The sequence below is a fragment of the Spirosoma daeguense genome, from assembly GCF_054776875.1.
Window position 1 is genome coordinate 795,138 of record NZ_BAAHBF010000001.1, and the last position, 25,137, is coordinate 820,274.

A 25,137-nucleotide genomic window follows, 5' to 3' on the forward strand; every position below is an offset into this window, starting at 1 on the left:
TAAATCGTAAATACAGTAAGTATATGTCGCATGTTACATCAGCTGTAAGAACTCCTCTCGTTACCGGTGGTAAAACCTATGCCGACGTAACAGAGGATATCAGCAAACAAGTTGAAGGCAGTCCCACTCGCGAGTGGACCATTGCTTTTATTATTGCTGTCGTTGTTCTCATTTACGGTACCGCCTGTTTATTCTGGACATGGTGGGAAGGACTTGGTGTTTGGGGACTTAATAAAACTGTCGGTTGGGCCTGGGATATCACCAACTTCGTATGGTGGGTAGGTATTGGTCACGCAGGTACACTTATTTCAGCTATTCTATTACTCTTCCGTCAGAAATGGCGGACGGCTGTAAACCGGGCGGCTGAGGCTATGACGATTTTTGCCGTTATATGTGCTGCCAGCTTCATTATGATGCACGCTGGTCGTCCATGGGTTGCTTATTGGTGTTTACCCTTACCTAACACATTAGGGTCACTTTGGGTAAATTTCAAATCACCACTCGTTTGGGACGTATTCGCGATCAGTACATATTTTACCGTGTCGTTGGTGTTTTGGTACATGGGTCTTATTCCTGACTTGGCTACTATCCGCGACCGGGCACGTAGTAAAGTATCACGTTATATGTACGGGGCTTTTTCGTTAGGCTGGAACGGTTCTGCTAAGACATGGGCTCGTTACGAGTATATGAGCTTGATTCTGGCGGGGCTTTCTACACCTCTAGTACTTTCAGTACACACAATTGTAAGTATGGACTTTGCTACGTCAGTTATTCCCGGCTGGCACACAACAATCTTCCCTCCTTACTTCGTTGCGGGTGCTATCTTCTCGGGTTTTGCCATGGTGCAAAACTTAGTTTTAATTATCCGGGTGGTATTTAAACTGGAAGACTATATAACGGTAGAGCACATCGAGTCAATGAATAAAGTCATCACATTGACAGGTTCGATTGTTGGGGTGGCTTATCTAACAGAGTTTTTCATCGCCTGGTATTCTGGGGTAGAATTTGAGAGCTACGCCTTTATCAACCGGGCAACTGGACCTTACTGGTGGGCATACTGGGCCATGATGACCTGTAACGTAATTACCCCACAGCTTTTCTGGTCACGGGCTATCCGCCGGAGCATTGTATGGACGTTTGTTCTATCAGTTATCGTAAATATTGGTATGTGGTTCGAGCGTTTTGTAATTATTGTTACATCGCTTCACCGTGACTACCTCCCATCGAGCTGGGCAATGTTCCACCCAACCTTGTTTGACATTAGTGACTATATTTTCTCGTTTGGCTTGTTCTTCACCTTATTCTTACTATTCTCGAAGTTCCTTCCAGTAGTGAACATGGCCGAAGTAAAAACCATTATTAAATCGTCTTCTGAAAAACTACCTGCTTCTGTATCAGGTGTAGCTAAAGGCGAGCGAGTTACCAATCCGACGTTTAATAAAGACGTAAAATAAACCTTGTTTGTCGTTTTAACTGAACAGACGGTTAACGCGACAAACTTTGAGCTTGAAACAAGAAAATAGTATGTCAGACGTACATGGTAACGGTAAATTCTTAGTCGGCATTTACGATGATGACGACGTAGTACTAAAGGCCGTTAAAGAAGTAAAAAATTCTGGTGTTCGGATTCACGAAGTCTATTCACCATTTCCTATTCACGGTTTAGACGTAGCACTTGGGCATCCACGTTCACGACTGGGTATTGCAGCATTCTTGTTTGCCCTGACAGGAACGATCACCGCTATATCGTTAACATTTTATACTGAAGGATTTGATTGGCCTATGATTGTTGGCGGTAAAGATTCTTATTCCCCAATCATTTACGTACCGATCTTCTTTGAGCTGACCGTTCTTTTCTGCGCATTAGGGATGGTGGGTACTTTTTTATTGTCAAATGGCTTAGGTCCAACGGTGAAACCATTAATGTATGATCTAAGAACTACCGATAATAAATTTGCGATGGCTATTGACCTGAGCAAAAACAATATAGGTGAAGGTGATATTGAGCAGATTCTGAAAAAATCAGGTGCTGCTGAAGTAAACGTTAAGCAGTTCTAATAGTAAGAATGGGAATGATTACTAAACATACGAGCATAGCAGCACTAGCTATTATCGGGCTGATCTTTACAGGAACATCCTGCAAGAAAGGTCATGATAATACAGGTGTTGAATATGCCCCTCAAATGTATGACGCTGTAGGTTATGAACCTTATCGTCAGATTCGCCCGAATACAATTAACCCGCAAGGGCTGAATATGCGTCTTCCTGCGCGTGGTACTGTAGCTCGACCAAATTATCATACTAAGTTTGGTGAAGGAGCGGCTGCTACTACGGATCTGATGATGTATAATATCCCTGCAGATAGTATTGGTATTGCAGAACGCGTATTGACTAATCCAATTCCACAAACGGAAAAGTCAATGGCGGAAGGGCAGCTTTTGTACACTCGCTATTGCAGTCACTGCCATGGTGCAGATGGGAAAGGCGATGGGCCGGTTGCCAAGGAGTATAAAGGTGTGCCAAATTATTCATCTGACGCACTCAAAATACTAAACGATGGCCATATTTTCCACGTAATTACATATGGAAAAGGACGTATGTGGCCGCATGGCTCACAAATCACGCCAGAAGATCGCTGGAAGATTGTACAGTATGTGCATAAATTACAACAAGGATAATGTTGCGTTTTCGGCTGGTATTTATCGATAAAAAAACGGTGAATCCTGGCTGTCGACCTAAAACTGAAAACTGAAAACTGTTAAGAATGGCATCGGCTCACGCAATACCGTCCTTAGACGAACAATTTGAATTTACTGCGGAATCCAAACGGCGAATCATGATTGGCCTTGGTGCCGGGATCGTGCTTGTTGCAATTGGCGCGTATTTATTAGCATCAGGTGCGGGTTCGCACGGACATGATGCGCATGCGGCTGCTCATGGAGCAGGTGCACATGAGGCCCATGAAGGTGGTCATCATGCTTATAAGTGGACAACCCGACTGTGGGCTAATGTTTGGCTGAACGCCATTTACTTCACGGGAGCTTCAGTAATTGGAATGTTTTTTCTTTCCTATAACTATCTGGCGCAAGCTGGATGGTCTGTTGCTTTTAAGCGTGTTGCTGAAGCGATGCCCGCATACTTACCTATTACAGGTATCGCTGTGCTAGGTGTATTCTTCATTGCCGGCCATGATATGTTCCACTGGACTCATGAAGGCTTGTACGTAGTAGGAGGGCCAGAATATGATCCGATTATTGCAGGTAAAAAAGGCTTTTTGAACACGCCTTTCTATCTAACACGTATCATATTATATTTTGCATTATGGTATGGCTTGTGGCGGATGCTGCGTAATTTCTCTCTTCAGGAAGATCTATACGGTGGAACTGATTATTACGAAAAAAGCATCAAACTAGGTACTGCATTCCTTTTGGTTTTTGGTGTAACATCATCTACATCGGCCTGGGATTTCGTGATGTCAATCGATACTCACTGGTTCAGCACCATGTTTGGCTGGTACACATTGGCGAGCTGGCACGTAACAGGACTAGCAATAATTACGTTAACCGTAGTAACGCTTAAAGAACGTGGGTACATGCAATGGGTAAATGAGAGCCACCTGCACGATCTTGGTAAATTCATGTTTGCCTTTACCATCTTCTGGACCTACGTGTGGTTTGCTCAGTTCATGCTTATCTATTACGCTAACCTACCCGAAGAAACCATTTATTACCGGGAGCGTTTAAGTGGATATGGTGGTATTTACAAAGCACCGTTTCTGATTAATCTATTGCTTTGCTTCGTCCTGCCATTCTTGATTTTAATGACTCGGGATGCCAAACGGACGCACATTATTTTGAAACTGGCAGCGTGGTGTATTATTGTAGGTCACTATTTTGACTTTTACACCAATATCATGCCAGGTACAGTGGGCGAACATGGTGGTTTCGGCCCAATAGAATTCGGTATGATTCTGATTTTTGCTTCTGGCTTTGTATGGTCACTATACTCTCAGCTAGCAAAAGCAAATCTGATTCCTAAGAATCACCCAATGCTGGAAGAGACGTTGCACCACGATATTTAATTTAAAATTCGCACAGCACGATGGTTTATATAGTTATTATATTATCGGTAATTTTTCTGGGTCTGGCAGCAGTTGTTGTTTCCCGGATGGCTGCCGTTGTGAAAAACGCAAATGGTCCTGTAGAAGAGGGCCATATAGGCATGAGTAATCGTATCAATGCGGTCTTATTCATGGTTTTCCTAGTCGTCTCTATTATTGGATTTGCATGGTCGTATCTATACGCTAAACAATTCTTCTTACCGGAGGCTTCAACTCCCCACGGACGTCGTACAGACTTTTTGTTCTGGCTGTCGATGGGCATTATTACGGTAGCCTTAATTGTTACGAATGCTTTGTTGTTCCTGTTTGCTTGGCTTTATCAGCACAAGGAAGGACGTAAAGCAGCTTATTATCCTGAAAACCATAAACTTGAATTAATCTGGACCGTTATTCCTGCGGTTGTGATGGCTGTAATGGTGTTCACAGGATGGCGTGCGTGGCGTGATATTATGTCAGAAGCCCCAGCAGATGCACAAGTTTTCGAGATTGTAGGAAAACAGTTCAACTGGATTGCCCGCTATCCTGGCGTAGATAATAACAAACTTGGTGCGTTTAACTACAAGCTGATTGATAATAACAACGAAACAGGTATCGATTATACGGATGAAGCTTCGTTTGATGACTTTGTTTCGACGTCAGAATTGCATATCCCGGTTAATAAGCCAGTTCTGTTAAAAATTCGCGCTCGTGACGTACTACATAGCGTATTCATTCCTCACCTGCGTGTTAAAATGGATGCTGTCCCTGGTATGCCCACTCGTTTCTGGTTCACTGCAGATAAGACGACAGATGAAATGCGTAACATAACCGGCAATCCGAATTTTGGTTATGAAATTGCTTGCACAGAAGTATGTGGACAAGGGCATTTTTCAATGCGTATTCGTCTGGTTGTAGAGGATGAGGCTTCTTGGCAGGCCTGGTGTAAAGAGCAAAAACCATTGCTTTCGGCTGTACCAGAACTTGCTTCCCGCATTCCAGCAAATCTTAAAGCAAAGGCTGCTAAATATCTGCCAACTGAAGAATCCGCTACACCAGCTGATAGCGTAACAGCATCGGTAGTTACTAATGGAGTAAAAGTAGCTAGCACTACACTCCGATAATTTTAACCTTTTAAGAACACTATGGCGACTGTATCAGCTAACTCGGCAACCGTGGCACATGCAGCAGAGCATGACCATCATGAGCCGCAAAGTTTTTGGCGCAAATACATATTCTCCGAAGATCACAAAACAATTGCCAAACAGTACCTTATTTCGGGGATTATCTGGTCAATTATCGGTATTAGCTTATCTGTGATGTTTCGCCTTCAGTTAGGTTTTCCTGATATGAAGCTTGATTTCCTTCGCCCAATTCTAGGCGGATGGATTAACGAAACAGGTAAACTTGACCCAGATTTCTATCTGGCATTGGTAACAATGCACGGAACCATTATGGTATTCTTCGTGCTTACAGCGGGCTTGAGCGGTACGTTCTCCAACTTCCTGATTCCTCTTCAAGTTGGTGCCCGTGATATGGCATCTGGTTTTCTGAATATGCTGTCATATTGGTTCTTCTTTATGGCTAGTATGTTGATGTTGGGTTCGTTATTTATCGAAACAGGACCTGCGTCAGGCGGCTGGGTGATTTACCCACCATTGAGTGCACTGCCTCAAGCACACAAAGGATCAGAATTTGGTATGACCCTTTGGCTGATTAGTATGGCTCTCTTTATCGTGTCACAGCTGCTGGGTGGCATCAATTACATTACTACAGTAATTAACCTACGTACACGTGGAATGTCGTTCAGCAAACTGCCTTTAACGATCTGGGCTTTTTTCTTAACGGCTGTATTAGGGCTGATCTCATTCCCCGTATTATTATCAGCTGCTCTGCTGTTAATTTTCGACCGGAGCTTCGGTACAAGTTTTTACCTGTCTGAAATTTATATCAAAGGTGAAGCTCTGCCAAACGTAGGAGGAAGCCCAATCTTATTCCAGCACTTATTCTGGTTTTTAGGACACCCAGAGGTATATATTGTTTTATTGCCTGCTCTAGGTATGACCTCAGAAATCATTGCAACTAACGCTCGTAAACCTATCTTCGGTTACCGTGCGATGATTGCATCTATGATGGGTATTGCATTTCTGGCCTTTATTGTATGGGCACACCACATGTTCGTTACGGGCATGAACCCATTCTTAGGCTCGATCTTCATGTTCCTGACGCTGATTATTGCTGTACCATCAGCAGTAAAAGCGTTCAACTACATAACAACACTGTGGCGTGGAAACATACGATTTACACCAGCCATGCTGTTTTCGATAGGACTTGTATCGTTCTTTATTTCAGGTGGACTTACAGGTCTTATTTTAGGTAACTCGGCCTTAGATATCCAACTGCACGATACCTACTTTGTGGTTGCTCACTTCCACCTAGTAATGGGAGCCGCATCTGCGTTTGGGTTACTAGCTGGTGTATATCACTGGTTTCCTAAAATGTTTGGCAGAATGATGAATGAAAAGCTTGGTTATGCTCACTTCTGGTTGACCTTTATTGGTATTTACCTTGTGTTCTTCCCAATGCACTACGTGGGTATTGCAGGTTTTCCTCGTCGTTACTATGCTTTTACAAGCTATGATTTCACGAAGAATATCTTCGCTGATATGAACAGCTTTATTAGTCTGGCTGCTATATTCACATTTGCTGCTCAGTGGATATTTATCTATAACTTTGTGTATAGTTTAATCAAAGGACGTAAAGCACCTCAAAACCCTTGGCGTTCTAATACCTTAGAATGGACTACACCAGTTAACCCTGGTCATGGTAACTGGGTTGGCGAAATTCCTGCGGTTTATCGTTGGCCTTACGATTACAGCAAGCCTGGCGCTAAGGATGACTTCATCCCACAAAACGTGCCTTTCTCTCAAACACCAGAGTCTAATTTGCCACATGAAAATGAGCTGATTGGAATGGAAAAAGAGATTGAAGCTCAAAATTTGAATGACCAGTTCAATCAACCCCACTAAAAATCCAGAACGACGGTTCCAAAAACTGGCGCTTCTGACCATACTTGTTGTTTATCTAGTTATACTAGCAGGAGGTATTGTCAGAGGCACCGGTTCTGGAATGGGCTGTCCAGATTGGCCAAAGTGCTTTGGTCGTTGGATACCACCAACCGAAATCTCACAGTTACCCAAAAACTATCAGGAGATTTACGGGGCGAAATTGAAAGGAGAAATAGAATTCAATGCCGTAAAAACCTGGATAGAATACGCTAATAGATTGGTTGGCGTTTTGTCCGGTTTTTTCGTTTTTGGTACGTTGATAGCTTCATTGACGTACTTACGGAAAGATAAACTAGTAGTTTGCAGCAGTTTTGCTGCATTCATATTGATTGGTTTGAATGGCTGGTTAGGCTCAAGAGTGGTTGCAACTGAACTAGCTCAGTACATGATTACAATACATTTGTTATTAGCAATAGCCGTTGTATTTGTATTAATATTCGCTCTGATACGTTCAATTGATAATCAGCAACTAATAGAACCAAAAACTACTACGTTACAATGGTTAGTATTTGGACTAATGGCTTTAACGATTTTCCAAATCGTTCTTGGTACTCAAGTACGTAGTGCATTAGATGAGGTTGTACGACGATTGGGTTACACACAACGTGATAACTGGATCAGCAACTTAGGCGGAAGCTTCTATGTACATCGTTCATTTTCTATCATACTTTTTGCGTTCCACCTATTCGTTGTTAGTAGATTACGCAAATTAGAAGGAAATAAATGGTTGTTACCCTTGACAAATGGATTAATGGTAATGGTAGTAGCCGAGATTGTTGTAGGTATAATAATGGCTTATATGGCCGTACCAGCTATAACTCAACCAATCCATTTATTACTCGCGATCCTTTTAATTGGTGCACAGTTTGCCGTCTGGATAATAATTAACCCTAAACTGCTTAAATCGCAATTAATGGGTAAAAGATCTAGACTTGTCGAAATATAGTATGGATAAAGTAGTTGCAATTACTGTAAGAGCTGAGAAGGCAAAAGCCTATGTAGAATTGCTGAAGCTAAAGCTAACCTTAGCAGTGGTATTCTCTGGGATTTTTGGGTATTGTTTAGCTATAAATGAGATTAACTGGCTTAAGATTGCAATTTTAACCGTGTCATCAATCTGTATCACAGGTGCAGCAAACATTATTAACCAAATCATTGAGAAAGATTCTGATAAAGTAATGAAACGTACAGCAGTACGTCCATTACCTACAGGAAGGCTTAGTATTCAGGAGGCAGCTATTTTCGCTTTTATTCTATTTACAATAGCAAGTTATCTGTACGTACAATTTTTCAACATCAGAGCTGCTGCCTTGGCAATACTATCATTGTTGCTCTATGGATTTGTCTATACACCTTTGAAGCGAAAAGGACAGATTGCGGTGTTTGTTGGAGCTTTACCGGGCGCATTTCCTCCAATGATTGGTTGGGTAGCTGCAACAAATCAATTTGGCTGGGCACCGGGTATTCTATTTGCTATTCAGTTCTGCTGGCAATTTCCTCATTTTTGGGCAATTGGCTGGTTAGCGTTTGATGAGTATAAAAAGGCGGGTATTCAAATGATGCCTGGAAATGGTAAAACAACAGAAACTGCGTTCAGAATCATGATCTATACATTGTTTCTGGTACCAGTTGGCTGGTTGCCTTATTTACTAGGAGTAACAGGTATTACCTCTGCAGTTGTAGCCATGATTGGTGGAGTTTTGTTTTTAGCGCAAACTTTTCATTTAATGAGAACCTGTACAGACAAAGCCGCTCTACAAATGATGTTTGGCTCCTTGCTTTACTTGCCAATTGTACAGATTGTTTATCTGCTTGATAAAGTTTAACAACAAACTATGAACAGTGTAGTAGAAAATATTTCAATCGTAGAAGAGCCTCAGGAAACGCTCTCAATGAATCCACGTAAGTTTATACTGTGGTTGTTCATTGTAAGTATTGTGATGCTGTTTGCCGCAATGACTAGTGCTTACCTAGTCCGGCGAGCTGAAGGAAACTGGCTGGAATATGACATTCCAAGTGTATTTAGTTATAGTTCAATCGTTTTGGTGCTTAGTAGTTTGACGATGCATTGGGCCTATCTGGCTGCAAAAAAAGATAACTTCAACGGTCTGAAGATAGCGATAACTATTACTTTTGTACTTGGAGCGATATTCCTGTATATGCAATTTCAGGGATGGGTCGACTTAGTCAACGAGAATGTGTTTTTTGTTGGCAATCCTTCTGGCTCGTTCATGTATATATTCACCGGATTACATGGCTTCCATTTGATTTCCGGATTAATTGTGTTGATCGTTGCACTCATAGCTGCTTTTCGCTTGAAAATTCATGCAAAAAGCCTAAATCAAATAGAAATTGCGGCAACGTACTGGCATTTTTTAGACATTTTGTGGTTGTATTTGTTTTTCTTTTTAGTCTATTTTCATTGATAATCCTTTAGACGCATGGCGGCTACTGTAACACACGATACCCTGACGACCGATTCGGACGCGATTTTCGACAAAAAAATCTGGATGGGTGGAGTCGAACCCATGAAAGTGAGCTACGGCAAGCTAATGATGTGGTTCTTTTTAATATCAGATACGTTCACCTTCTCAGCCCTTCTGGTAACGTATGGCTTAATTCGCTATAGTTATCCAGCCTGGGACCCAGCAATTTATGGCGAAGTATTTAAGTTTTCGAACCTATACTGGCCAACGCCAGAAATGGTATATGCTTCTCTGCCATTTTTGCACGGTGTACATGCCCCATTAATTTTCGTGGGTATCATGACTTTCATCCTGATTTTTAGTAGTGTTACAATGGTATTAGCTGTTGAAGCAGGACATCGCATGGATCAGGCAGATGTAGAGAAATACATGCTATGGACAATTCTAGGTGGTTTTACCTTTTTAGGTAGCCAGGCTTGGGAATGGAGCCACTTCATCCACGGAACAGAAGCCGGGACGACAATAAGCGAAATTGTGAATGGCCAGACAATTCAACGTACTATTTTTGGAGCTAATCTAGTAGAAAACCAATACGGCCCTCCTGCCTTTGCAGACCTATTTTTCTTCATAACAGGCTTTCATGGAACGCACGTATTTAGCGGTGTAGTACTAAATATCCTGATTTTCTACAGAGCTGCCACAGGGCTTTATGCACGTCGTGGTCATTATGAAATGGTTGAAAAAGTTGGCCTATACTGGCACTTTGTCGATCTGGTTTGGGTATTTGTTTTCACGTTCTTCTATCTAGTTTAATAACCGTTTTTTTACCATGTCTGATCACACACACGGTACGCACGAAGTAGGCGAAATCCCACCTGCTAATACAGGAATTATCTGGCGGACCTTCTGGATACTTTTAGGTATTACTGTAGTTGAATTTACGCTGGCTTACCTAATGCATGCGGGCGGTCTGCGGACGTCTATTTTCGTTATCATGACGCTAGTGAAAGCCTTCTACATTGTTGGTGAATTCATGCACTTGAAACACGAAGTAAAAAGCCTGATCTGGGCAATTGTTGTTCCTATCATTTTTATCATTTGGCTATTAATTGCTTTATTGAAAGAAGGTGATTCAATAGGTATTTCTGTATTTGGTTAATACATGACAACCACAAGAAAAGCCGGGATTTTGCTCGCTACGTTGCTAATCCCGGCTTTACTGTATCTATTCCTGCGCTTTGGCACAAAAAACCACTACGTACTGCCACGCTATTTGCCCAAAATCGACTCGACAAAAAGTGAGCCATTGATGGGTAAAGTGACAACAGCAGATGGGCGTCAAATAACAGATACAATTTATAATCATATACCGCCTTTCAGTCTAATAGATCAGGATGGTAAGACTGTAAATGAATCAATTGTAAAAGGAAAGATTTACGTAGCAGATTTCTTCTTCACGCGTTGTGGCACTATCTGCCCACGTATCTCCTCGCAACTAACACGCGTACAGGATATTTTTCGTAATCATCCTGAAATCGTTTTCCTCTCGCATTCCGTAGACCCAGAGCATGATAGACCTGAGCAATTAAAGGCATATGCTCAGAAATATGAAGCAATACCCGGAAAATGGTATTTTCTGACCGGAAGCAAAGCTGCTATTTATGACTTAGCTATGCATGGCTACTATTTACCAGTAGTAGACGCAGGAGTAAAGGAGGGAAAGCCCGACGAAACTTTTATTCATAGCGAAAAGTTGGTATTGGTAGATAAAGACGGGATTGTGAGAGGATTTTATGACGGAACGGATAAAGAAGATGTTGACCGTTTAGTACTTGAGATCCGAATCCTGCTGGATATTTATAGCAAAGAATAAACAATGGAAGTTCTTCAACCCGCTCAGGAACAAAAAGCGAATCGGGTCATAAATATTTTGGCGCTGGCAATTCCACTTGCTGTTGCTGTATTACTTGGTATTCGCCAGAAAGTTGATTTAGGTAGCTGGACTACGTATCTACCTCATATTAACGGCATTATCAACTCCCTAACGTCAGTTCTGTTATTAATAGGTTATTACTTTATTAAACAAAAGAACGTTCAGGCACATAAAATTACCATGCTGGCTGCTTTCACCTTCGGCTCAATCTTTTTGGTCAGCTACGTTCTTTACCATTTAACAAATGAATCGACCGCATTTGGTGGAAAAGGGTGGATACGTCCCGTTTATTATTTCCTGTTAATTTCCCATATAGTCTTATCTGTAGTAGTCGTTTGGTTTGTACTACGTGCTGTCTATTTTGCATTAAGCGGACAAATTGTAAAGCATAAACAAACAGTAAAATACGCCTTCCCAATCTGGCTTTATGTTAGTGTGACAGGCGTTGTTGTGTATTTAATGATTAAGCCTTATTACATCCATTAATTCGAATGAAAATGAGACGTTGGCAAGTGTGGTTAATGGCAATAATACTAATAAGCGTATCTCCTGATCTTATGGCTCAATGTGCCATGTGCCGTAGCACAGTCGAGAGTACGGTGAGTAACGGACGTAGCGTTGTTGCGTCAGATTTAAATTTCGGAATTTTATATTTATTGATTGCGCCCTACCTAATTGTTGCCTCTATTGGCTATATGTGGTATCGGCATAGTAAACGAGAGCATGGACAACGTCTCGAAATTGCAGGCCGCGTTAAACGGGCTATGTCCCAGATGTAGACAAGGGAAAATTTTTAAAAGACCATTCTACGTTCCTAGAGGATTTGACGAAATGTACGAGCATTGTCCACATTGTGGACTACGTTATGAAGTCGAGCCGGGTTATTTTATTGGGGCAATGTATGTTAGTTATGCCATTTCTGGCGGTGTGGCTCTAGTAGTTGGATTTCTGTTATTCTATTGGGGAGGAGATCCTGAAGGATGGATATATGCTGCCGTTATTGCACCACTGATGGTTGTGATAGCTCCTGTTAATTTTAGAATATCACGTGTTATCTGGCTACACTACGTAGCAGGAATCAAATATATAAAAGGGCTATAAAGGGCCCTTTTTTTATGGCTTGGAAAAATTCCGAATAAAAAAAATATAGATTGGTGCAACCTCGGGTAATCTATCTTGCATCTTCTCGGTGAACCTGAACAAAATATGCTTCGAATTATACCGTTTTTTACGACCGAAGCGCAGTTGATTACTGCCTTGAAGCGTGGCGAAAGCCGTGCTCACAAAGTCGTATATGAACGATTTTCGGGCAAAATGCTGGCTGTATGCACACGATATTGTGCCAATCGGGCAGATGCCGAAGAAGTGATGCTTGACGGATTCATGCGGGTATTTGAGAAAATTGAGCAATTCAGAGAGCAAGGTAGTTTCGAAGGCTGGATTCGACGAATCATGGTAACGGAGTCATTAATGTTCCTACGCCGAAATAAACAATGGCGACAGGAAATCTCAATTGAAGAAACTACCGCCGAACCCGACTATGAATGGGCCGATGCTAGTCTGAATGAACATGATTTACTACGTATTGTAAATCAATTACCTGATGGATATCGTACAATCTTCAATTTATATGCCATTGAAGGATACGCCCACGCCGAAATAGCTGAGATGCTAGGCATATCAGAAGGTACGTCAAAATCGCAGCTTAGTAGAGCAAGAACGCTCTTACAGGCGAATCTTAAGAAATTGGAACAGGAACCAGAATATCGGACAGATAATTATGAAAGAACATACCGAAAAACAGCCAATTGACGACTTATTTGCCAGAAAGCTAGGCAATTTGTCGATGAAGCCGAGTTCCGACGGTTTCGAGCGGCTACAAGCTCGTATGGGGCAGTCTGCGCCGGAAGCGCGCATTGTATTCTGGCGAAATCCGGTCATACAACGATCCCTAGCGGCTGCGGCTTGTTTGGCATTGGTGTGTCTGGCAGGGTGGCAATATTGGCCTTCTTCTCCTAAGATTGGTGAAGCACAGGTTGCTATCATTGAGACCTCAAAAGCCGTTGATAAAAACCCGAATGCAACAAAGTCAGAAACACTGGATTTAGCGACGAAAAAACCGACTCAGGACGTAGTGATTGCCGAACAAAATCTGGCGGTGAATAATGACCAGCTCGCAGTCACTACTAAAACCAAACGTAGCATTGAGACTACGCAGAAGAATTCACAAGAGCAAAACGTAGAGACGACAAACAAACGTAGTGAAACGACTCTTGCTCAGGTAGAACCGACTTCAAATCAAGCCAAAACAACTGATAACGTAGTACCAGACGTAGCAACGGTTCAACCAGTTAATTCAAAACAGATTGCAACCAGCGAAACAATGGTAAAATCAATACCGGCTTCAGAGCGCGTGCTGGTAGTAACCATTGCAGAGCCCGAAGGCTTAGTTGCCTCTCGCCAGGAAAAAGCATCACCCGAAGCACATTCGTTTGATAATGACGAAAACGCTGACAAAGGTTCAAAATCAGGTAGCCTATGGAAACAAGTTAAGCGTTTCAAAGAGGGCGAAATATTTGCACGAGGTGATAATCGCGCAAATGAAGACCGTGGTTTGTTAAGTCGGGCATATTCTGGCCTAAAGCACAGTATTGAGAAAGATAAATCCACAAAACAATGAATACGTTACTACGTGTGGTCATTACTACGTTTGTCGTAATTACGGCATGGAGCGCCCACGCGAACTCGTTAAGTCCTACTGATTCGCTCGTAATTCGATTTGCAAATCGGACCAGGCTGGTTATTTATGCACCAGATAAAGCTGGAATTCAGGCTCTGTCAAACTATGATCTGAACAAAATCGTGCGCGAAATGGGTATGAAGCTCGACTCCGTGCCCGGTGGAAAAACAGCCATTTCAAAAGAAGGAGATCGCTATTTGAAAGATACAGTAATTGTAGTCAGAACAGATAACGGAACCACTATCGTTACGCAGGAAAAAAATACTTCAGTGTCAGAGGATAAAAATACTTCGGATGCAGATAAAGCTAAGTCTGAAAGAGCGCATGAACGGGAACGGGAAGATGAACGTAGAAGACGTAGAAGGCATGAAAATAAAGGAGTCGATTTCGGCTTTGGGGTCGGATTAAATAGTTTTATTCAGCAAAGCCCAAATCCAGCCTTCTCCGAAACTGATTATGATTTACTGCCCCTGGGTTCACGGTATGCATCTATATCTATTGGCGCAACACCTACGATTATTCCGGGACGATATGCTACGTTGAAATTGTACTACGGCGTAGAAGTTGCCTGGAACAATTTTATGTTTGATGGCAATAATATGGTTGTTAAAGGCCCTACAACCGTCGAATTTCCAGATGCTGGACGAGAGCTTCAGAAAAGTAAGTTAACCGTTTGTACGATTGGTTTGCCAGTTGTGCCCCGCCTAACATTTTATAACAGTAATGGACGGAAGGTTGGTCACTTTGGCATTGGGGGTTATGTGAATTACAGGCTTGACAGTTACCGGAAAATAAAGGAAGCGGATGGAACGACAGACCGGCGGCACTATGATTTTTATTTAAATAATTACCGCTACGGTCTAATGGCGCATCTGGGTATTCGTAGTTTCGATTTTTTCGTAAAGTACGATTTAAGTCCATTGTTTCAGCCCGGAAAAGGGCCCGATGTACGTGCAATCAGTTTCGGTATTGGTCTATAAATATGTCTGGTAAAAAGGTTTCAATTATTGGTTTGGGTTGGTTAGGACTTCCACTGGCCGAACGTTTAGTGCGTGAAGGTTTTTCGGTAAAAGGCAGTGTTACGTCGGCCGAAAAAGCAGCTTCTATTGCTAACAAAGGTATCGATACGTATCAGCTCCTATTAAACCCCGAACCAATTGGTAATCTGGAATCTCTGTTACAAGCCGATCTAGTCGTTATTAATATACCGCCGAGAGCCGGAAAGCAGGGCGATGATTTTCATCCACAACAGATTCGCTTTTTGGTTGATGCCATCGAAAAGTCAGCAGTTCGTGAAGTCATTTTTATCAGTTCAACATCAGTTTATGCCGAACGTAACGCCAATGAAGCAGATCATTATGCGCGCGAAACGGATGAACTAACTCCTGAAAATTCGCCGGCACCAGGCATAGTTAAAGCTGAAGAGTTGATAAAACAACTAGAGCCTAGAAAATTGGTTACTATAGTCCGTTCTGGAGGATTGTTAGGGTACGACCGGATTCCGGGTAAATATGTTTCTGGACGAACGGTTGACAATGGAGCGATTCCGGTGAATTATCTTCACCGCGACGATGCTGTTGGCCTATTGACTGTATTGATTCAAAAACCACTTGCTGGTACGTTTAACGCCGTATCTCCCGAACACCCCACCCGCGAAGCCATCTACAGAAAAACCTGTACAGATTTTGGCTACGATACGCCCACCTTCATAAAGCCGGAGATAGCATTGCCGTATAAAATTATATCTACCGAAAAATTAACGGCAGCCGTGAACTACGTATTTAAATATTCTGACCCATTGCAATTTTTCTACCAGAAATAATTGTTACTAGGTGACGAATTAACAAGACGTAGTGAATACGTATCAAATTGATGGAAAATCCAGTGCTTATTTTTGGAGCAGGCAGTCTCGGCGTAACGGCATTAGACCTGTTTCAGCGAAACAACGTAGTAGTTTACGGTTTACTAGACGATAATAAGGCGCTTCACGGGAAAGAATTTGGCGATGTTTCGGTTTTGGGTGAAACAGACGATGACGGTTTCCTCAAACTCATTGGCCATAAGTGTGAAGCTTTTGTAGCTATAGGCGATGCCAGAGTTCGTAAGCGGCTGGTGAAAATGCTCAACGAACGACGCAAAGTGCAGCCCGTTAACGCCATTCATGATACCGCACTTGTTTCAACGTTAGCGAATATTGGACATGGAAATCTGCTGGCAGCACGAGCCGTTGTGAATCCGTATGCCGAAATCGGTCAGCATTGCATCATTCAGTCGGGCGCTATAATCGAAAGTCAGGCTAAACTTGGCGATTATGTTCAGGTCGGCACCGGAAGCATAATAAGCAGCGGAGCCGTTGTCGAAGAAGGTACCTTTATCGGTGCAGGTGCTACGTTGGTTGCTGGTATTACCATTGGCAAGAATGCACGTATAGGTGCAGGCTCAGTTGTGGTCGAGAACGTAGCAGCCGGGTCAACCGTATTTGGTAACCCTGCGAAAGCTCTTTAAATCAAACAGGGAACGTAATGCTACGTTCCCTGTTTGATTAATTTTCGGTTTCTTCCTCCTGAACTACCTTATCTTTAGATCGTTCGAAGGTTACTTTCCCTTTTTGATCCCACTCAGTAATCACGAACGATTCGAATGGGGTTTCCCATTGACTGCTGGCGTGTTGGATTAATTTACTACGCATCCGTCGCCCACTAGGGTTAATTGGATAGTATTCCGTCCAGCGACCGATCTTCACACCATTATCAAATTTACCTTCTTCGGCCAATAGCCCGTTTTCGTGGAAAGCCAGATACGTTCCTTTTACTTTACCATATTCTACCGGAATGATTTCCTTGATTTTGTGGTGCGATGAATCATAATAAACCAGCCGCGATTCTGCCGAGACACCCCGATGCCAACGAATTTTGTCAAGAAGCATGAACTTGGTATCGTATTTTTCCCAGCGGCCATCTTTCATACCTGCATAGTAAAAACCTTCTTCCATCAAATCGCCATTCTGAAAACGTTTGTAAGGCCCATGCAGCAGCAGACCATTTCCTTCATCGCGGACAATAGAGCTGGTTACGCGCCCCGATTTCTGATAGTATCGAAAAATTTCGCGAACGTGAGCTAGTGGCTTTGCGGCATCGTTATCGCGCAGAATATGAAACTCTTCAACAATAGTCCGATCGCCACTACCTATTTTGGTGTAAACCTTCACCATCGATAAGCCTTCGTATTCGGTTTTCGATTGCTTGTTTTTGGTCTTCTTATCGGCTTTCAGCTTTTTCAGCTCTTTAACTTTCAAACCAAGGTCCTTTACCTCCGATACATACGAGTCTTTCTGCTCTTTCAGAGAAGACATCGTTGGCAAACCAAGCGTTGTTAACGAAGACGGTACCGATGAAAAAGGTGAAGCTGGTGCGCCCGATGCCTCAAGCTTGGGTTTTGAGGCTGTAGTTAACGACGAAGGCCCAGTCTGCGCACAAACAGGGCTAAGCACGAAGGGCCCACTAAGTAATAAAAACGTAATCGACAGTTTTAAATGAAAAGCAAACATGGTGCGCGGAAACGGTTGATGCCCGAAGTTTGTTACTTTTGCAACGTTAAATGACGTGTTATTATTTTATCATTCAACCGCCTGCTTATCTGCGGTTTGTTTATTAATAATCTTGTGGAAAAACAAGCCCGTATTTATGTTGCCGGACATCGTGGTATGGTAGGTTCAGCTATCACCCGTAAACTTCAGGCAGAAGGATATACGAATATTATTACCCGAACTTCATCAGAGCTGGATTTACGAAATCAGGCGGCTGTTGCCGATTTTTTTACCGAAGAACGTCCTGACTACGTATTTCTGGCGGCTGCTAAAGTAGGTGGTATTCTAGCCAACAACACCTTTCGTGCCGAATTTTTGTATGATAACCTGATGATTGAAGCGAACATCATTCACCAGGCTTATGTAACAGGTGTAAAGAAATTGTTGTTCCTTGGTTCATCGTGTATTTATCCGAAACTGGCACCTCAGCCGCTGAAGGAAGATTATTTGTTGAGTGGCTTTCTGGAGCCAACAAATGAGCCGTATGCCATTGCGAAAATTAGCGGTATAAAACTGTGTGAAGCTTACCGGAGCCAATACGGCAGTAATTTCATTTCGGCAATGCCCACGAATCTCTACGGCCCTAATGATAACTATGATTTACAGGGCTCGCACGTATTACCGGCACTGATTCGGAAGTTTCACGAAGCCAAAATCAATAATCTGCCGTCTGTAGAAGTCTGGGGAACGGGTTCACCCCGTCGCGAATTTCTGCATGCCAACGACTTAGCCGATGCCTGCTTCTACCTGATGGAGCACTATAATGACGAGCTGTTTGTCAATATTGGTACAGGAGAAGACGTAACGATACGTGAACTGGCCGAACTGGTAAAAGAAACAGTTGGTTTTGACGGCGAACTTGTCTGGAACACCGAAAAACCTGATGGAACCCCCCGTAAGCTGATGGACGTATCACGACTACACGCTATGGGCTGGAAACACACAACCGAACTCAAAGAAGGTGTTGAACAAACTTATCAGGACTTTCTGGCAAACGAAGTTTTATACGTAGAATAAATGATACGTAGCGAATTAAATAAAAAAGCCGTCGTAACCGACGGCTTTTTTATTTAAACACCCCTTTTGGGTCAGGATGTTTGGCTAGTAAATCGTTTAAATAGCTTAAATCGAGCGATGACAAGTCCAGACTTCGAGCCTGATGGAAATAGTCCCAGGCTTTGGTATAATCGGCCTTCAAAAAGTGAACAACTGAAAGCTTCTGCAACGACAACGCATTCGGATTAATGGTAACAGCTTTCTGCAAATGCGTTTCGGCATCTGCCAGTATATCTGCATCCGATTTTTCCTGATAATATTTTATTTCAACAGTTGCCAGATCGGTCATCAATACTGTATTGCTATCGGCTACAGTCAATCCTTTTCTCATCATGCGAATAGCATCGGGCAGGTGGTTTTTCTGGTAGCATACAACACCTAAACCCCAATAGGCATCCGAATTATCGTGATTCAGTAGCCAGGATAAATTAAACCGATGCGCAGCCGTGTCTAACTGGCCATCATCAACATAATCCCAGCCACGCGCGGCAAAGAAATCACTGGCCTCCGAACGGCTCGTAAAGTTCCGGTCGCAATCGTTCAGAAAGTGAATTTCCTGATCTATCTGTTCGGCTGTTTTTCCTCGTTCGCCAAAGAGAGGCAATGTATTTACCGAGCCGCCAGACGTATCGTTGGCATCGGCAGAAGTCGATTCGGTCGTTTGGTTCGATTCCTGGCTGGTTGCCGGTGTCTGAACAGCCATACCCGAACGCGCTGATATAATGAGCTGCTTAGGCTGTGCCACCGACAAAATCGGCGAAACAACTAACGAACACGCTATCAGTTTTATCCAAATACGCATATATGCACTAAACCATAGGTTTGGTTTCGATAAAACGAAAAGGGAACCTAAGTTAGTACATTCCCAATAAATTACCTCTTACCACGTCGTAAAGTTGTACGCTTTGCACTGGCCAATTTACTTCCCGAAGGCGAGCCAGAGCGTTTCTGCGAAGGAGAAGTATTTGTTGCACGTTTGGGAGAAGATAACGATTTGCCCGATTTTGGTATATGATGTTGATTTTTAGCTTTCTTTTCGTGAAAAGCTCCCTGAAACGTAGGATCTTCCTTGCGACGTTGCAGGTCAATTTCACGTAGCATTTCCTGTTGTTCGTCAAACGGTGTTTCCGCAATTTCTACCAGCGGTGGAACCGGCTCACGAGGAATTGTCATGCGGATAATTTTCTCAATTTTCTGCACATGATATTCTTCGGCCATTGTCAGAAACGTAATGGCTTCACCAGCGCGTTTCGCTCGGCCAGTGCGTCCGATACGGTGCACATAATCTTCGTAGATAAGCGGCAAATCGAAGTTGATTACATGGCTTACCTCTGCTACGTCGATACCACGAGCTGCTACATCGGTTGCTACTAAAACCTGTAGAATACCATCTTTGAAGGCTTCCATTGCATTGATACGTGTGTTCTGGCCTTTATTGGCATGAATAACCCGTATCTTATCCGACTCTACCACTTTACGAGCCAGAAATTTGTAAATATTTTCGGCCGTAGTCTTGGTACGAGCAAAGATGATAACTCGTTGAAATTTGTCGTTACTGATCAGGTAATCGAGCAGGTTAATCTTCGTGCGAAAATTGGGAACTTCGTACAGAATCTGATTGACCATTTCCGCCGTTGACGCTTGCGGAGTTACTTCTATTTTTACAGGCGCTTCCAGAAATTCGCCAGAGAGTCTTTCTACCCGACCGCCAAATGTGGCCGAGAAAAGTAAGTTTTGCCGTTTGGTTGGAATAACTTCCAAAATCGATCTGATTTGAGGCATAAAGCCCATATCCATCATTTTGTCGGCTTCGTCGAGCACCATCGTGCGAATCTCTTTCGTTACAATTTCACCCATCCGATAAAGATCCATGAATCGACCGGGCGTGGCTACTAGTAAATCAACGCCGTTTCGCAACGCTTCAATCTGCGTTTTAGGACCTAATCCGCCATATAGTGCTACGTGTCGCAGATCGGTATACTTGCTCAATTGGCCAACTGCTTCATTAATCTGAAGTACTAATTCACGGGTGGGAGCCAGAATCAGCGCACGAGGATTATTTCCCTGCGCATACTTTATTTTCATGAGCAGCGGTAACAGATAAGCTGCTGTTTTTCCCGTTCCTGTTTGGGCAATTCCCAGTACATCATGATTTCCTAAACTGAGCGGAATCGTTTTCTGCTGAATAGGAGTTGGTTCTGTATAGCCAAGATCAGCAATTGCATTCAGAAGCTGCCGATTCAGGTCAAATTGTTCGAAAGAAGTAATATCCATAGAAATTATCAGTCGTCAGTCGATAAGCATTAGCCAAAGAGAGACTAGCTAGATACCGACTAGCATCAACTTTAAAACTGTTTTAAAACACGTTCTACTCCGCTAACGTAGCCTGAGCCAAACAGATTCACATGAACCAAAAGCGGATATAGATTATAAATGGCGATACGTTCCCGAAAACCACGTTCGAGCGGGAATGCTTCGTCGTATGCTTCGTAAAATTGCTCATCAAAACCGCCAAACAATCGGGTAAAAGCAAGTTCCGCTTCGCGAAAACCGTAATAAACGGCTGGGTCTATTAAAGCAGGCTGTCCTTTTCCATTGATCAATACGTTGCCCGACCATAAATCGCCGTGAAGTAATGCTGGTCGCTCGGCTGGTAAAATATCGCTCAGGCGATCACGGAGCCTGAATAATGCATCGTAAGAATCTTTGGTTAATAATCCATTGTAAAGTGCAAGACCCGCTTGCGGTAATAACCGCTGTTCGAAAAAGAAAGCATGGCCATCGGGCGTTAACGTATTGTTTTGGGTTAACGAACCAATAAAGTTAGTAAAGTGCAGTCCAAATTGTGGCTGCGTTTTTGAGTGAAGCTGCGCTAAAGACTGACCAAGGATTTCCCAATACTTAGTGTCAGGATTTCCAGATTCTATGTATTCCAGAACCAGATACGTTTTATTACCCTGTCGACCGTGGCCGATTACACGCGGAATCTGTACTGTTTTTGTGGCCCGTAATAACTCAAGTCCCTGTGATTCGGCATCAAACATATCGGGGTGGTAAACATCCTGCCTATCTTCGGCCTGATTCCACTTAATGAAAAACGTACCTTCGTCCGAAATTACCTGAGCCGCTGTGTTAATGTCTCCACCTGATAGAAAACGAGCTTCCATCACATCGGTATGCCGACCTAAAACAGAAAACAGGATACTTTCGAAAAAGGTAAATTGCTCATCGCCCCAGAAACTCATGCGTGCAGTAATTTATAGTTGGATAGGTTTAGCTAGCTTAGGGGCAAATCAAGTCAATCGTCAACACAAAATAACCTATAAACGAACACAATGAACTGAATATGAACCTACAAATTCAGAATTTATATAACATCGCCCAGAAGACAGAACGACGTATCATTGGTCTTATGTCAGGAACGTCGCTCGATGGTCTCGACGTAGCATTGTGTCGGATAGCAGGAAGCGGCCCAAACACTACCGTAACCCTTGAGCACTTCGCGACTGTAGATTATACTGATGACCTGAAATCAGACATCCGGCATATTTTTGCCCGGAAACAGATTGATTTCGAATATTTGTGCCTTTTAAATCCATATATCGGCCGATTACATGGGCAAATGATTCTCGATTGTCTGAACAAATGGGGTATCAAGCCAACTGAAATAGACATTATAGCCAGTCATGGCCAAACGGTTTATCATGCGCCACGTACACAACATGGGCATGATAAGTTTCCGAATGCTACGCTTCAGATTGGCGATGGCGATCATATTGCTGCGGTAACAGGAATTATTACGTTTAGTGATTTCAGGCAAAAACACGTAGCACATGGGGGCGAAGGGGCTCCGCTAGCAGTCTATGGTGATTACTTTGTTTTCTCAAAGCCAAACGATTCACATAACGGAACGGATACGCAGGGCGAAAATCGAATTCTGCTCAATATGGGTGGTATCGCTAATTTCACCTATTTGCCTGCTGATGCCGATGCCCGAAACGTATTTACAACCGATACGGGACCAGGAAATACCTTGTTAGACGCTTACGCGCGCAAACTTCTGGATAGGCCCTATGATGAAGACGGGAAGCTAGCTGCACAGGGAACTCCTCATATAACGTTACTTCAAGCCCTAAAACGTAATCCATTCTTTGAAGCTCCTTTTCCAAAGACAACAGGGCCGGAAGTATTTAATGTTGGTTATGTAGAGCAAGCTCAACAGCAAACTCAGACTACTAATTTGCCAGGGGCTGATTTAATGGCTACGCTTGTCCAATTTAGCGCTGATACTATTGTAGATGGTATCATGCGTGTTATGCAGGCAGAGGCAACGTATCGAATTTATATGAGTGGTGGCGGTATGCACAATCCTGCTCTGACCACTGCCATACAACAGCAACTTACGAGCTGTTCGTTTGGAAGTACTGATGAACTAGGTATTAATGGAGATGCCAAGGAAGCCGTTCTTTTTGCTGTATTGGCTAATGAAAGTTTGGCAGGCGGTACTACGTCGTTTGGCGACAGACAGGGCGTACCAAGTATTACAATGGGAAAAGTAAGTTTTCCGATGTAGTAAACATCTTTTTGGCCAAGCTTCCCCCAACGTATAGCAGGAAAATCTGACTAATTTTTAGGCCGGAACACCTTCATTTTTTCTTCGTGTGTCGTAAGAAAAGGGCCTCCAATAAGATCAATACAGTAAGGAATAGCAGGAAATACTACGGACAAGCATTGGCCAATTGCCTTCGGACGACCTGGCAGGTTAAGAATAAGTGTTTTGTTACGTATACCCGCTGTCTGGCGCGACAAAATAGCTGTTGGTACGTAATTAAGGCTTTCCTTACGCATCAGTTCTCCAAAACCGGGAAGCATTTTCTGACAAACAGCTTCTGTAGCTTCAGGCGTTACGTCGCGCAGAGCCGGACCAGTACCGCCTGTTGTAACAACCAGACAACACCCTTCAGAATCGGCCAGCTCAATGAGTGTTGCTTCAAGTTGGTTCTGTTCATCGGGGATAATTCGGTAAACAGGTTCCCAAGGGCTCGTTAGCCATTCAGTCAGTAAACTAACTACGGCTTTCCCCGGAATATCTTCATAGACCCCCGCACTGGCCCGGTCCGAAACGTTAATAATACCAATACGTATCATCGGATATAAACTAATGATAGCTCAAACAATGACGGCTGATCCGACTATGCTGCCCTAGAACCATAAACTGGTTCTCAACCCACTTGTTTACTGTTCTCTATCAATCAGCATGTCAATGTTAAAGGCAGTTGGTGAACTGATTGTCGGCCAACAAATCAAGCACTCTCTGCTTCTTGGTCCAGTCTATAAAAAAGATTAGTGCTCAGAATAATGGAGCACTAATCATACTTACTTATGATCGAGGTACTGTTCAATACCACCAATAGCTGTTTTAGGTTGTTTATCACCAGCCGGCGATAGTTTAACCTGTCGACTAAAAAAGATGGAGGTCGTTGTTGCATAACCATTAATCGGATTAAATCCGGCCATATCAACTTCAATCAGATCGCTATTACGTAAAAAGGCAGTTGCTTCAACAAACCAGTCCGAATTATCTAGAATCATAAATCCGGCATCAGACAGTTTAGGGCGAGAATTAACGACACAGTCATAACGATGACTACCATCGACGATAATTACATCAAATGGTTCTGGAAATTGTTGTATACCCTTTAGGTATGCGTCTTTCGAATCAACTAGTAGATACGTAACGTTAGCAGGTAATTTTGGTTTGATTAGCGCATACCAAGCTGGGTCATCTTCAATGGCTACTACGTGTTTACTTCGGCTAGCCCAAAACAACGTAGAATTACCAGAACCAAATTCAAAAACTGTTTTATCAGAAAAATCAAGTTGTTGCAGGTATTCAACCATTGGATATGTATACCAGGGTATAGGTTTACCATTCTGATCAATACTTTGCTTGTTCTTAGCACTTTTGTAGTGCCCATACTTACCACTCAAAATTTTGTAATTGTCAAATGAAGCCAATACTTCATATGGCAATAGTTTATTGATCAGGTTTCTAAACATAATGAAATGATTTCAAAATACAGTAATATAAAAGTTTAATGTGACACTATTAGATTTTATAGAAAATCCCAATAGCTAAATCATTTTAACACGTATTGTCGTTATTTCAACCGTATTTATTACGGGAAAGTTAACTTAGTATATACGTCTGACTCACAATCATCGATTTTTA

At 42.8% G+C, this 25,137-nt stretch carries 28 protein-coding genes; 22 read left to right on the plus strand and 6 right to left on the minus strand.

Annotated features, from left to right (window positions below; all coding sequences use genetic code 11):
* The first annotated feature begins 23 nt into the window (after window positions 1-23).
* The 20 genes from nrfD (at window position 24) to ACYVD4_RS03105 (ending at window position 16,768) form a co-directional block, all read left to right on the plus strand.
* The gene (nrfD, locus tag ACYVD4_RS03010) at window positions 24-1,454 is read left to right on the plus strand and encodes an NrfD/PsrC family molybdoenzyme membrane anchor subunit (RefSeq protein ID WP_460942250.1); all 1,431 of its coding nucleotides are present in this window, start codon (window positions 24-26) and stop codon (window positions 1,452-1,454) included.
* A gap of 70 nt (window positions 1,455-1,524) precedes the next feature.
* Entirely contained in the window at window positions 1,525-2,058 is a 534-nt protein-coding gene (locus ACYVD4_RS03015; RefSeq protein ID WP_460942982.1) for a DUF3341 domain-containing protein, read from the plus strand.
* Between the two features lie 14 nt (window positions 2,059-2,072).
* Window positions 2,073-2,678 (plus strand): c-type cytochrome, encoded by a 606-nt coding sequence (locus ACYVD4_RS03020; protein ID WP_460942252.1) that lies wholly within the window; start codon window positions 2,073-2,075, stop codon window positions 2,676-2,678.
* Window positions 2,679-2,764: 86 nt separating this feature from the next.
* Window positions 2,765-4,081 (plus strand): quinol:cytochrome C oxidoreductase, encoded by a 1,317-nt coding sequence (locus tag ACYVD4_RS03025; RefSeq protein ID WP_460942254.1) that lies wholly within the window; start codon window positions 2,765-2,767, stop codon window positions 4,079-4,081.
* A gap of 20 nt (window positions 4,082-4,101) precedes the next feature.
* On the plus strand, window positions 4,102-5,220 hold the full coding sequence (locus ACYVD4_RS03030; protein WP_460942256.1) for a cytochrome c oxidase subunit II: 1,119 nt from the start codon (window positions 4,102-4,104) through the stop codon (window positions 5,218-5,220).
* Between the two features lie 21 nt (window positions 5,221-5,241).
* Window positions 5,242-7,125 carry a cytochrome c oxidase subunit I gene (locus ACYVD4_RS03035; RefSeq protein ID WP_460942258.1) on the plus strand — a complete coding sequence of 628 codons (1,884 nt, stop codon included), beginning with the start codon at window positions 5,242-5,244 and terminating at the stop codon, window positions 7,123-7,125.
* Entirely contained in the window at window positions 7,100-8,110 is a 1,011-nt protein-coding gene (locus tag ACYVD4_RS03040; protein WP_460942260.1) for a COX15/CtaA family protein, read from the plus strand. The genes ACYVD4_RS03035 and ACYVD4_RS03040 overlap by 26 nt, the downstream gene beginning before the upstream one ends.
* Before the next feature lies 1 nt (window position 8,111).
* Window positions 8,112-8,990: a heme o synthase gene (cyoE, locus tag ACYVD4_RS03045; protein ID WP_460942262.1), complete on the plus strand. Its 879-nt coding sequence runs from the start codon at window positions 8,112-8,114 to the stop codon at window positions 8,988-8,990.
* Window positions 8,991-8,999: 9 nt separating this feature from the next.
* Window positions 9,000-9,590: a cytochrome c oxidase subunit 3 gene (locus tag ACYVD4_RS03050; RefSeq protein ID WP_460942264.1), complete on the plus strand. Its 591-nt coding sequence runs from the start codon at window positions 9,000-9,002 to the stop codon at window positions 9,588-9,590.
* Window positions 9,591-9,605: 15 nt separating this feature from the next.
* A complete protein-coding gene (locus tag ACYVD4_RS03055) occupies window positions 9,606-10,403 on the plus strand; it encodes a cytochrome c oxidase subunit 3 (protein WP_460942266.1) in 798 nt (265 codons plus the stop codon).
* 16 nt (window positions 10,404-10,419) lie between these two features.
* Window positions 10,420-10,749, plus strand: a complete 330-nt coding sequence (locus tag ACYVD4_RS03060; RefSeq protein WP_460942268.1) for a cytochrome C oxidase subunit IV family protein — start codon at window positions 10,420-10,422, stop codon at window positions 10,747-10,749.
* 3 nt (window positions 10,750-10,752) lie between these two features.
* Window positions 10,753-11,463, plus strand: a complete 711-nt coding sequence (locus tag ACYVD4_RS03065; RefSeq protein WP_460942270.1) for an SCO family protein — start codon at window positions 10,753-10,755, stop codon at window positions 11,461-11,463.
* 3 nt (window positions 11,464-11,466) lie between these two features.
* Entirely contained in the window at window positions 11,467-12,009 is a 543-nt protein-coding gene (locus ACYVD4_RS03070) for a DUF420 domain-containing protein (protein ID WP_460942272.1), read from the plus strand.
* An 11-nt stretch (window positions 12,010-12,020) separates the two neighbouring features.
* Window positions 12,021-12,302, plus strand: a complete 282-nt coding sequence (locus ACYVD4_RS03075) for a hypothetical protein (protein WP_460942274.1) — start codon at window positions 12,021-12,023, stop codon at window positions 12,300-12,302.
* 52 nt (window positions 12,303-12,354) lie between these two features.
* A complete protein-coding gene (locus ACYVD4_RS03080; protein WP_460942276.1) occupies window positions 12,355-12,624 on the plus strand; it encodes a DUF983 domain-containing protein in 270 nt (89 codons plus the stop codon).
* Window positions 12,625-12,729: 105 nt separating this feature from the next.
* Complete coding sequence (locus ACYVD4_RS03085) at window positions 12,730-13,335, plus strand: RNA polymerase sigma factor (protein WP_460942278.1); 606 nt, start codon at window positions 12,730-12,732, stop codon at window positions 13,333-13,335.
* The gene (locus tag ACYVD4_RS03090) at window positions 13,304-14,203 is read left to right on the plus strand and encodes a hypothetical protein (protein ID WP_460942280.1); all 900 of its coding nucleotides are present in this window, start codon (window positions 13,304-13,306) and stop codon (window positions 14,201-14,203) included. Before ACYVD4_RS03085 ends, ACYVD4_RS03090 begins: the two co-directional genes overlap by 32 nt.
* The gene (locus ACYVD4_RS03095) at window positions 14,200-15,243 is read left to right on the plus strand and encodes an outer membrane beta-barrel protein (RefSeq protein ID WP_460942282.1); all 1,044 of its coding nucleotides are present in this window, start codon (window positions 14,200-14,202) and stop codon (window positions 15,241-15,243) included. Before ACYVD4_RS03090 ends, ACYVD4_RS03095 begins: the two co-directional genes overlap by 4 nt.
* Before the next feature lie 2 nt (window positions 15,244-15,245).
* Window positions 15,246-16,085, plus strand: coding sequence for an NAD(P)H-binding protein (locus tag ACYVD4_RS03100; protein ID WP_460942284.1), 840 nt, complete (start codon window positions 15,246-15,248; stop codon window positions 16,083-16,085).
* A 50-nt stretch (window positions 16,086-16,135) separates the two neighbouring features.
* Window positions 16,136-16,768: an acetyltransferase gene (locus tag ACYVD4_RS03105; protein ID WP_460942286.1), complete on the plus strand. Its 633-nt coding sequence runs from the start codon at window positions 16,136-16,138 to the stop codon at window positions 16,766-16,768.
* A gap of 37 nt (window positions 16,769-16,805) precedes the next feature.
* On the opposite strand, the gene ACYVD4_RS03110 is transcribed toward ACYVD4_RS03105, so the two are convergent.
* Window positions 16,806-17,810, minus strand: coding sequence for a toxin-antitoxin system YwqK family antitoxin (locus ACYVD4_RS03110; RefSeq protein ID WP_460942288.1), 1,005 nt, complete (start codon window positions 17,808-17,810; stop codon window positions 16,806-16,808).
* 114 nt (window positions 17,811-17,924) lie between these two features.
* Between ACYVD4_RS03110 and fcl the strand changes: the two genes are divergently transcribed.
* Window positions 17,925-18,866 carry a GDP-L-fucose synthase gene (gene fcl / locus ACYVD4_RS03115; RefSeq protein WP_460942291.1) on the plus strand — a complete coding sequence of 314 codons (942 nt, stop codon included), beginning with the start codon at window positions 17,925-17,927 and terminating at the stop codon, window positions 18,864-18,866.
* 49 nt (window positions 18,867-18,915) lie between these two features.
* Here fcl and ACYVD4_RS03120 read toward each other — a convergent pair whose 3' ends face one another.
* From ACYVD4_RS03120 to ACYVD4_RS03130, 3 genes are all read right to left on the minus strand, one after another.
* On the minus strand, window positions 18,916-19,707 hold the full coding sequence (locus ACYVD4_RS03120; RefSeq protein WP_460942293.1) for a tetratricopeptide repeat protein: 792 nt from the start codon (window positions 19,705-19,707) through the stop codon (window positions 18,916-18,918).
* A gap of 71 nt (window positions 19,708-19,778) precedes the next feature.
* A complete protein-coding gene (locus tag ACYVD4_RS03125; protein WP_460942295.1) occupies window positions 19,779-21,179 on the minus strand; it encodes a DEAD/DEAH box helicase in 1,401 nt (466 codons plus the stop codon).
* Between the two features lie 71 nt (window positions 21,180-21,250).
* Window positions 21,251-22,150 carry a fructosamine kinase family protein gene (locus ACYVD4_RS03130; protein ID WP_460942297.1) on the minus strand — a complete coding sequence of 300 codons (900 nt, stop codon included), beginning with the start codon at window positions 22,148-22,150 and terminating at the stop codon, window positions 21,251-21,253.
* A gap of 101 nt (window positions 22,151-22,251) precedes the next feature.
* Here ACYVD4_RS03130 and ACYVD4_RS03135 point away from each other — a divergent pair, with 101 nt between their 5' ends.
* Window positions 22,252-23,478 (plus strand): anhydro-N-acetylmuramic acid kinase, encoded by a 1,227-nt coding sequence (locus ACYVD4_RS03135; protein ID WP_460942299.1) that lies wholly within the window; start codon window positions 22,252-22,254, stop codon window positions 23,476-23,478.
* Window positions 23,479-23,528: 50 nt separating this feature from the next.
* Here ACYVD4_RS03135 and mog read toward each other — a convergent pair whose 3' ends face one another.
* Window positions 23,529-24,053 carry a molybdopterin adenylyltransferase gene (mog, locus tag ACYVD4_RS03140; RefSeq protein WP_460942301.1) on the minus strand — a complete coding sequence of 175 codons (525 nt, stop codon included), beginning with the start codon at window positions 24,051-24,053 and terminating at the stop codon, window positions 23,529-23,531.
* Window positions 24,054-24,281: 228 nt separating this feature from the next.
* Window positions 24,282-24,965, minus strand: coding sequence for a class I SAM-dependent methyltransferase (locus ACYVD4_RS03145; protein WP_460942303.1), 684 nt, complete (start codon window positions 24,963-24,965; stop codon window positions 24,282-24,284).
* Window positions 24,966-25,137: the final 172 nt, after the last annotated feature.

Coding starts and splice junctions, on each gene's coding strand:
- ACYVD4_RS03125 (WP_460942295.1), bottom strand. CDS start 21,179: ATGGATATTACTTCTTTCGAACAATTTGACCTGAATCGGCAGCTTCTG.
- ACYVD4_RS03035 (WP_460942258.1), top strand. CDS start 5,242: ATGGCGACTGTATCAGCTAACTCGGCAACCGTGGCACATGCAGCAGAG.
- ACYVD4_RS03080 (WP_460942276.1), top strand. CDS start 12,355: ATGTACGAGCATTGTCCACATTGTGGACTACGTTATGAAGTCGAGCCG.
- mog (WP_460942301.1), bottom strand. CDS start 24,053: ATGATACGTATTGGTATTATTAACGTTTCGGACCGGGCCAGTGCGGGG.
- ACYVD4_RS03100 (WP_460942284.1), top strand. CDS start 15,246: ATGTCTGGTAAAAAGGTTTCAATTATTGGTTTGGGTTGGTTAGGACTT.
- nrfD (WP_460942250.1), top strand. CDS start 24: ATGTCGCATGTTACATCAGCTGTAAGAACTCCTCTCGTTACCGGTGGT.
- cyoE (WP_460942262.1), top strand. CDS start 8,112: ATGGATAAAGTAGTTGCAATTACTGTAAGAGCTGAGAAGGCAAAAGCC.
- ACYVD4_RS03065 (WP_460942270.1), top strand. CDS start 10,753: ATGACAACCACAAGAAAAGCCGGGATTTTGCTCGCTACGTTGCTAATC.
- ACYVD4_RS03110 (WP_460942288.1), bottom strand. CDS start 17,810: ATGTTTGCTTTTCATTTAAAACTGTCGATTACGTTTTTATTACTTAGT.
- ACYVD4_RS03015 (WP_460942982.1), top strand. CDS start 1,525: ATGTCAGACGTACATGGTAACGGTAAATTCTTAGTCGGCATTTACGAT.
- ACYVD4_RS03050 (WP_460942264.1), top strand. CDS start 9,000: ATGAACAGTGTAGTAGAAAATATTTCAATCGTAGAAGAGCCTCAGGAA.
- ACYVD4_RS03055 (WP_460942266.1), top strand. CDS start 9,606: ATGGCGGCTACTGTAACACACGATACCCTGACGACCGATTCGGACGCG.
- ACYVD4_RS03070 (WP_460942272.1), top strand. CDS start 11,467: ATGGAAGTTCTTCAACCCGCTCAGGAACAAAAAGCGAATCGGGTCATA.
- ACYVD4_RS03020 (WP_460942252.1), top strand. CDS start 2,073: ATGATTACTAAACATACGAGCATAGCAGCACTAGCTATTATCGGGCTG.
- ACYVD4_RS03030 (WP_460942256.1), top strand. CDS start 4,102: ATGGTTTATATAGTTATTATATTATCGGTAATTTTTCTGGGTCTGGCA.
- ACYVD4_RS03090 (WP_460942280.1), top strand. CDS start 13,304: ATGAAAGAACATACCGAAAAACAGCCAATTGACGACTTATTTGCCAGA.
- ACYVD4_RS03085 (WP_460942278.1), top strand. CDS start 12,730: ATGCTTCGAATTATACCGTTTTTTACGACCGAAGCGCAGTTGATTACT.
- ACYVD4_RS03095 (WP_460942282.1), top strand. CDS start 14,200: ATGAATACGTTACTACGTGTGGTCATTACTACGTTTGTCGTAATTACG.
- ACYVD4_RS03135 (WP_460942299.1), top strand. CDS start 22,252: ATGAACCTACAAATTCAGAATTTATATAACATCGCCCAGAAGACAGAA.
- ACYVD4_RS03120 (WP_460942293.1), bottom strand. CDS start 19,707: ATGCGTATTTGGATAAAACTGATAGCGTGTTCGTTAGTTGTTTCGCCG.
- ACYVD4_RS03130 (WP_460942297.1), bottom strand. CDS start 22,150: ATGAGTTTCTGGGGCGATGAGCAATTTACCTTTTTCGAAAGTATCCTG.
- ACYVD4_RS03145 (WP_460942303.1), bottom strand. CDS start 24,965: ATGTTTAGAAACCTGATCAATAAACTATTGCCATATGAAGTATTGGCT.
- ACYVD4_RS03025 (WP_460942254.1), top strand. CDS start 2,765: ATGGCATCGGCTCACGCAATACCGTCCTTAGACGAACAATTTGAATTT.
- ACYVD4_RS03075 (WP_460942274.1), top strand. CDS start 12,021: ATGAGACGTTGGCAAGTGTGGTTAATGGCAATAATACTAATAAGCGTA.
- ACYVD4_RS03040 (WP_460942260.1), top strand. CDS start 7,100: ATGACCAGTTCAATCAACCCCACTAAAAATCCAGAACGACGGTTCCAA.
- ACYVD4_RS03060 (WP_460942268.1), top strand. CDS start 10,420: ATGTCTGATCACACACACGGTACGCACGAAGTAGGCGAAATCCCACCT.
- ACYVD4_RS03105 (WP_460942286.1), top strand. CDS start 16,136: ATGGAAAATCCAGTGCTTATTTTTGGAGCAGGCAGTCTCGGCGTAACG.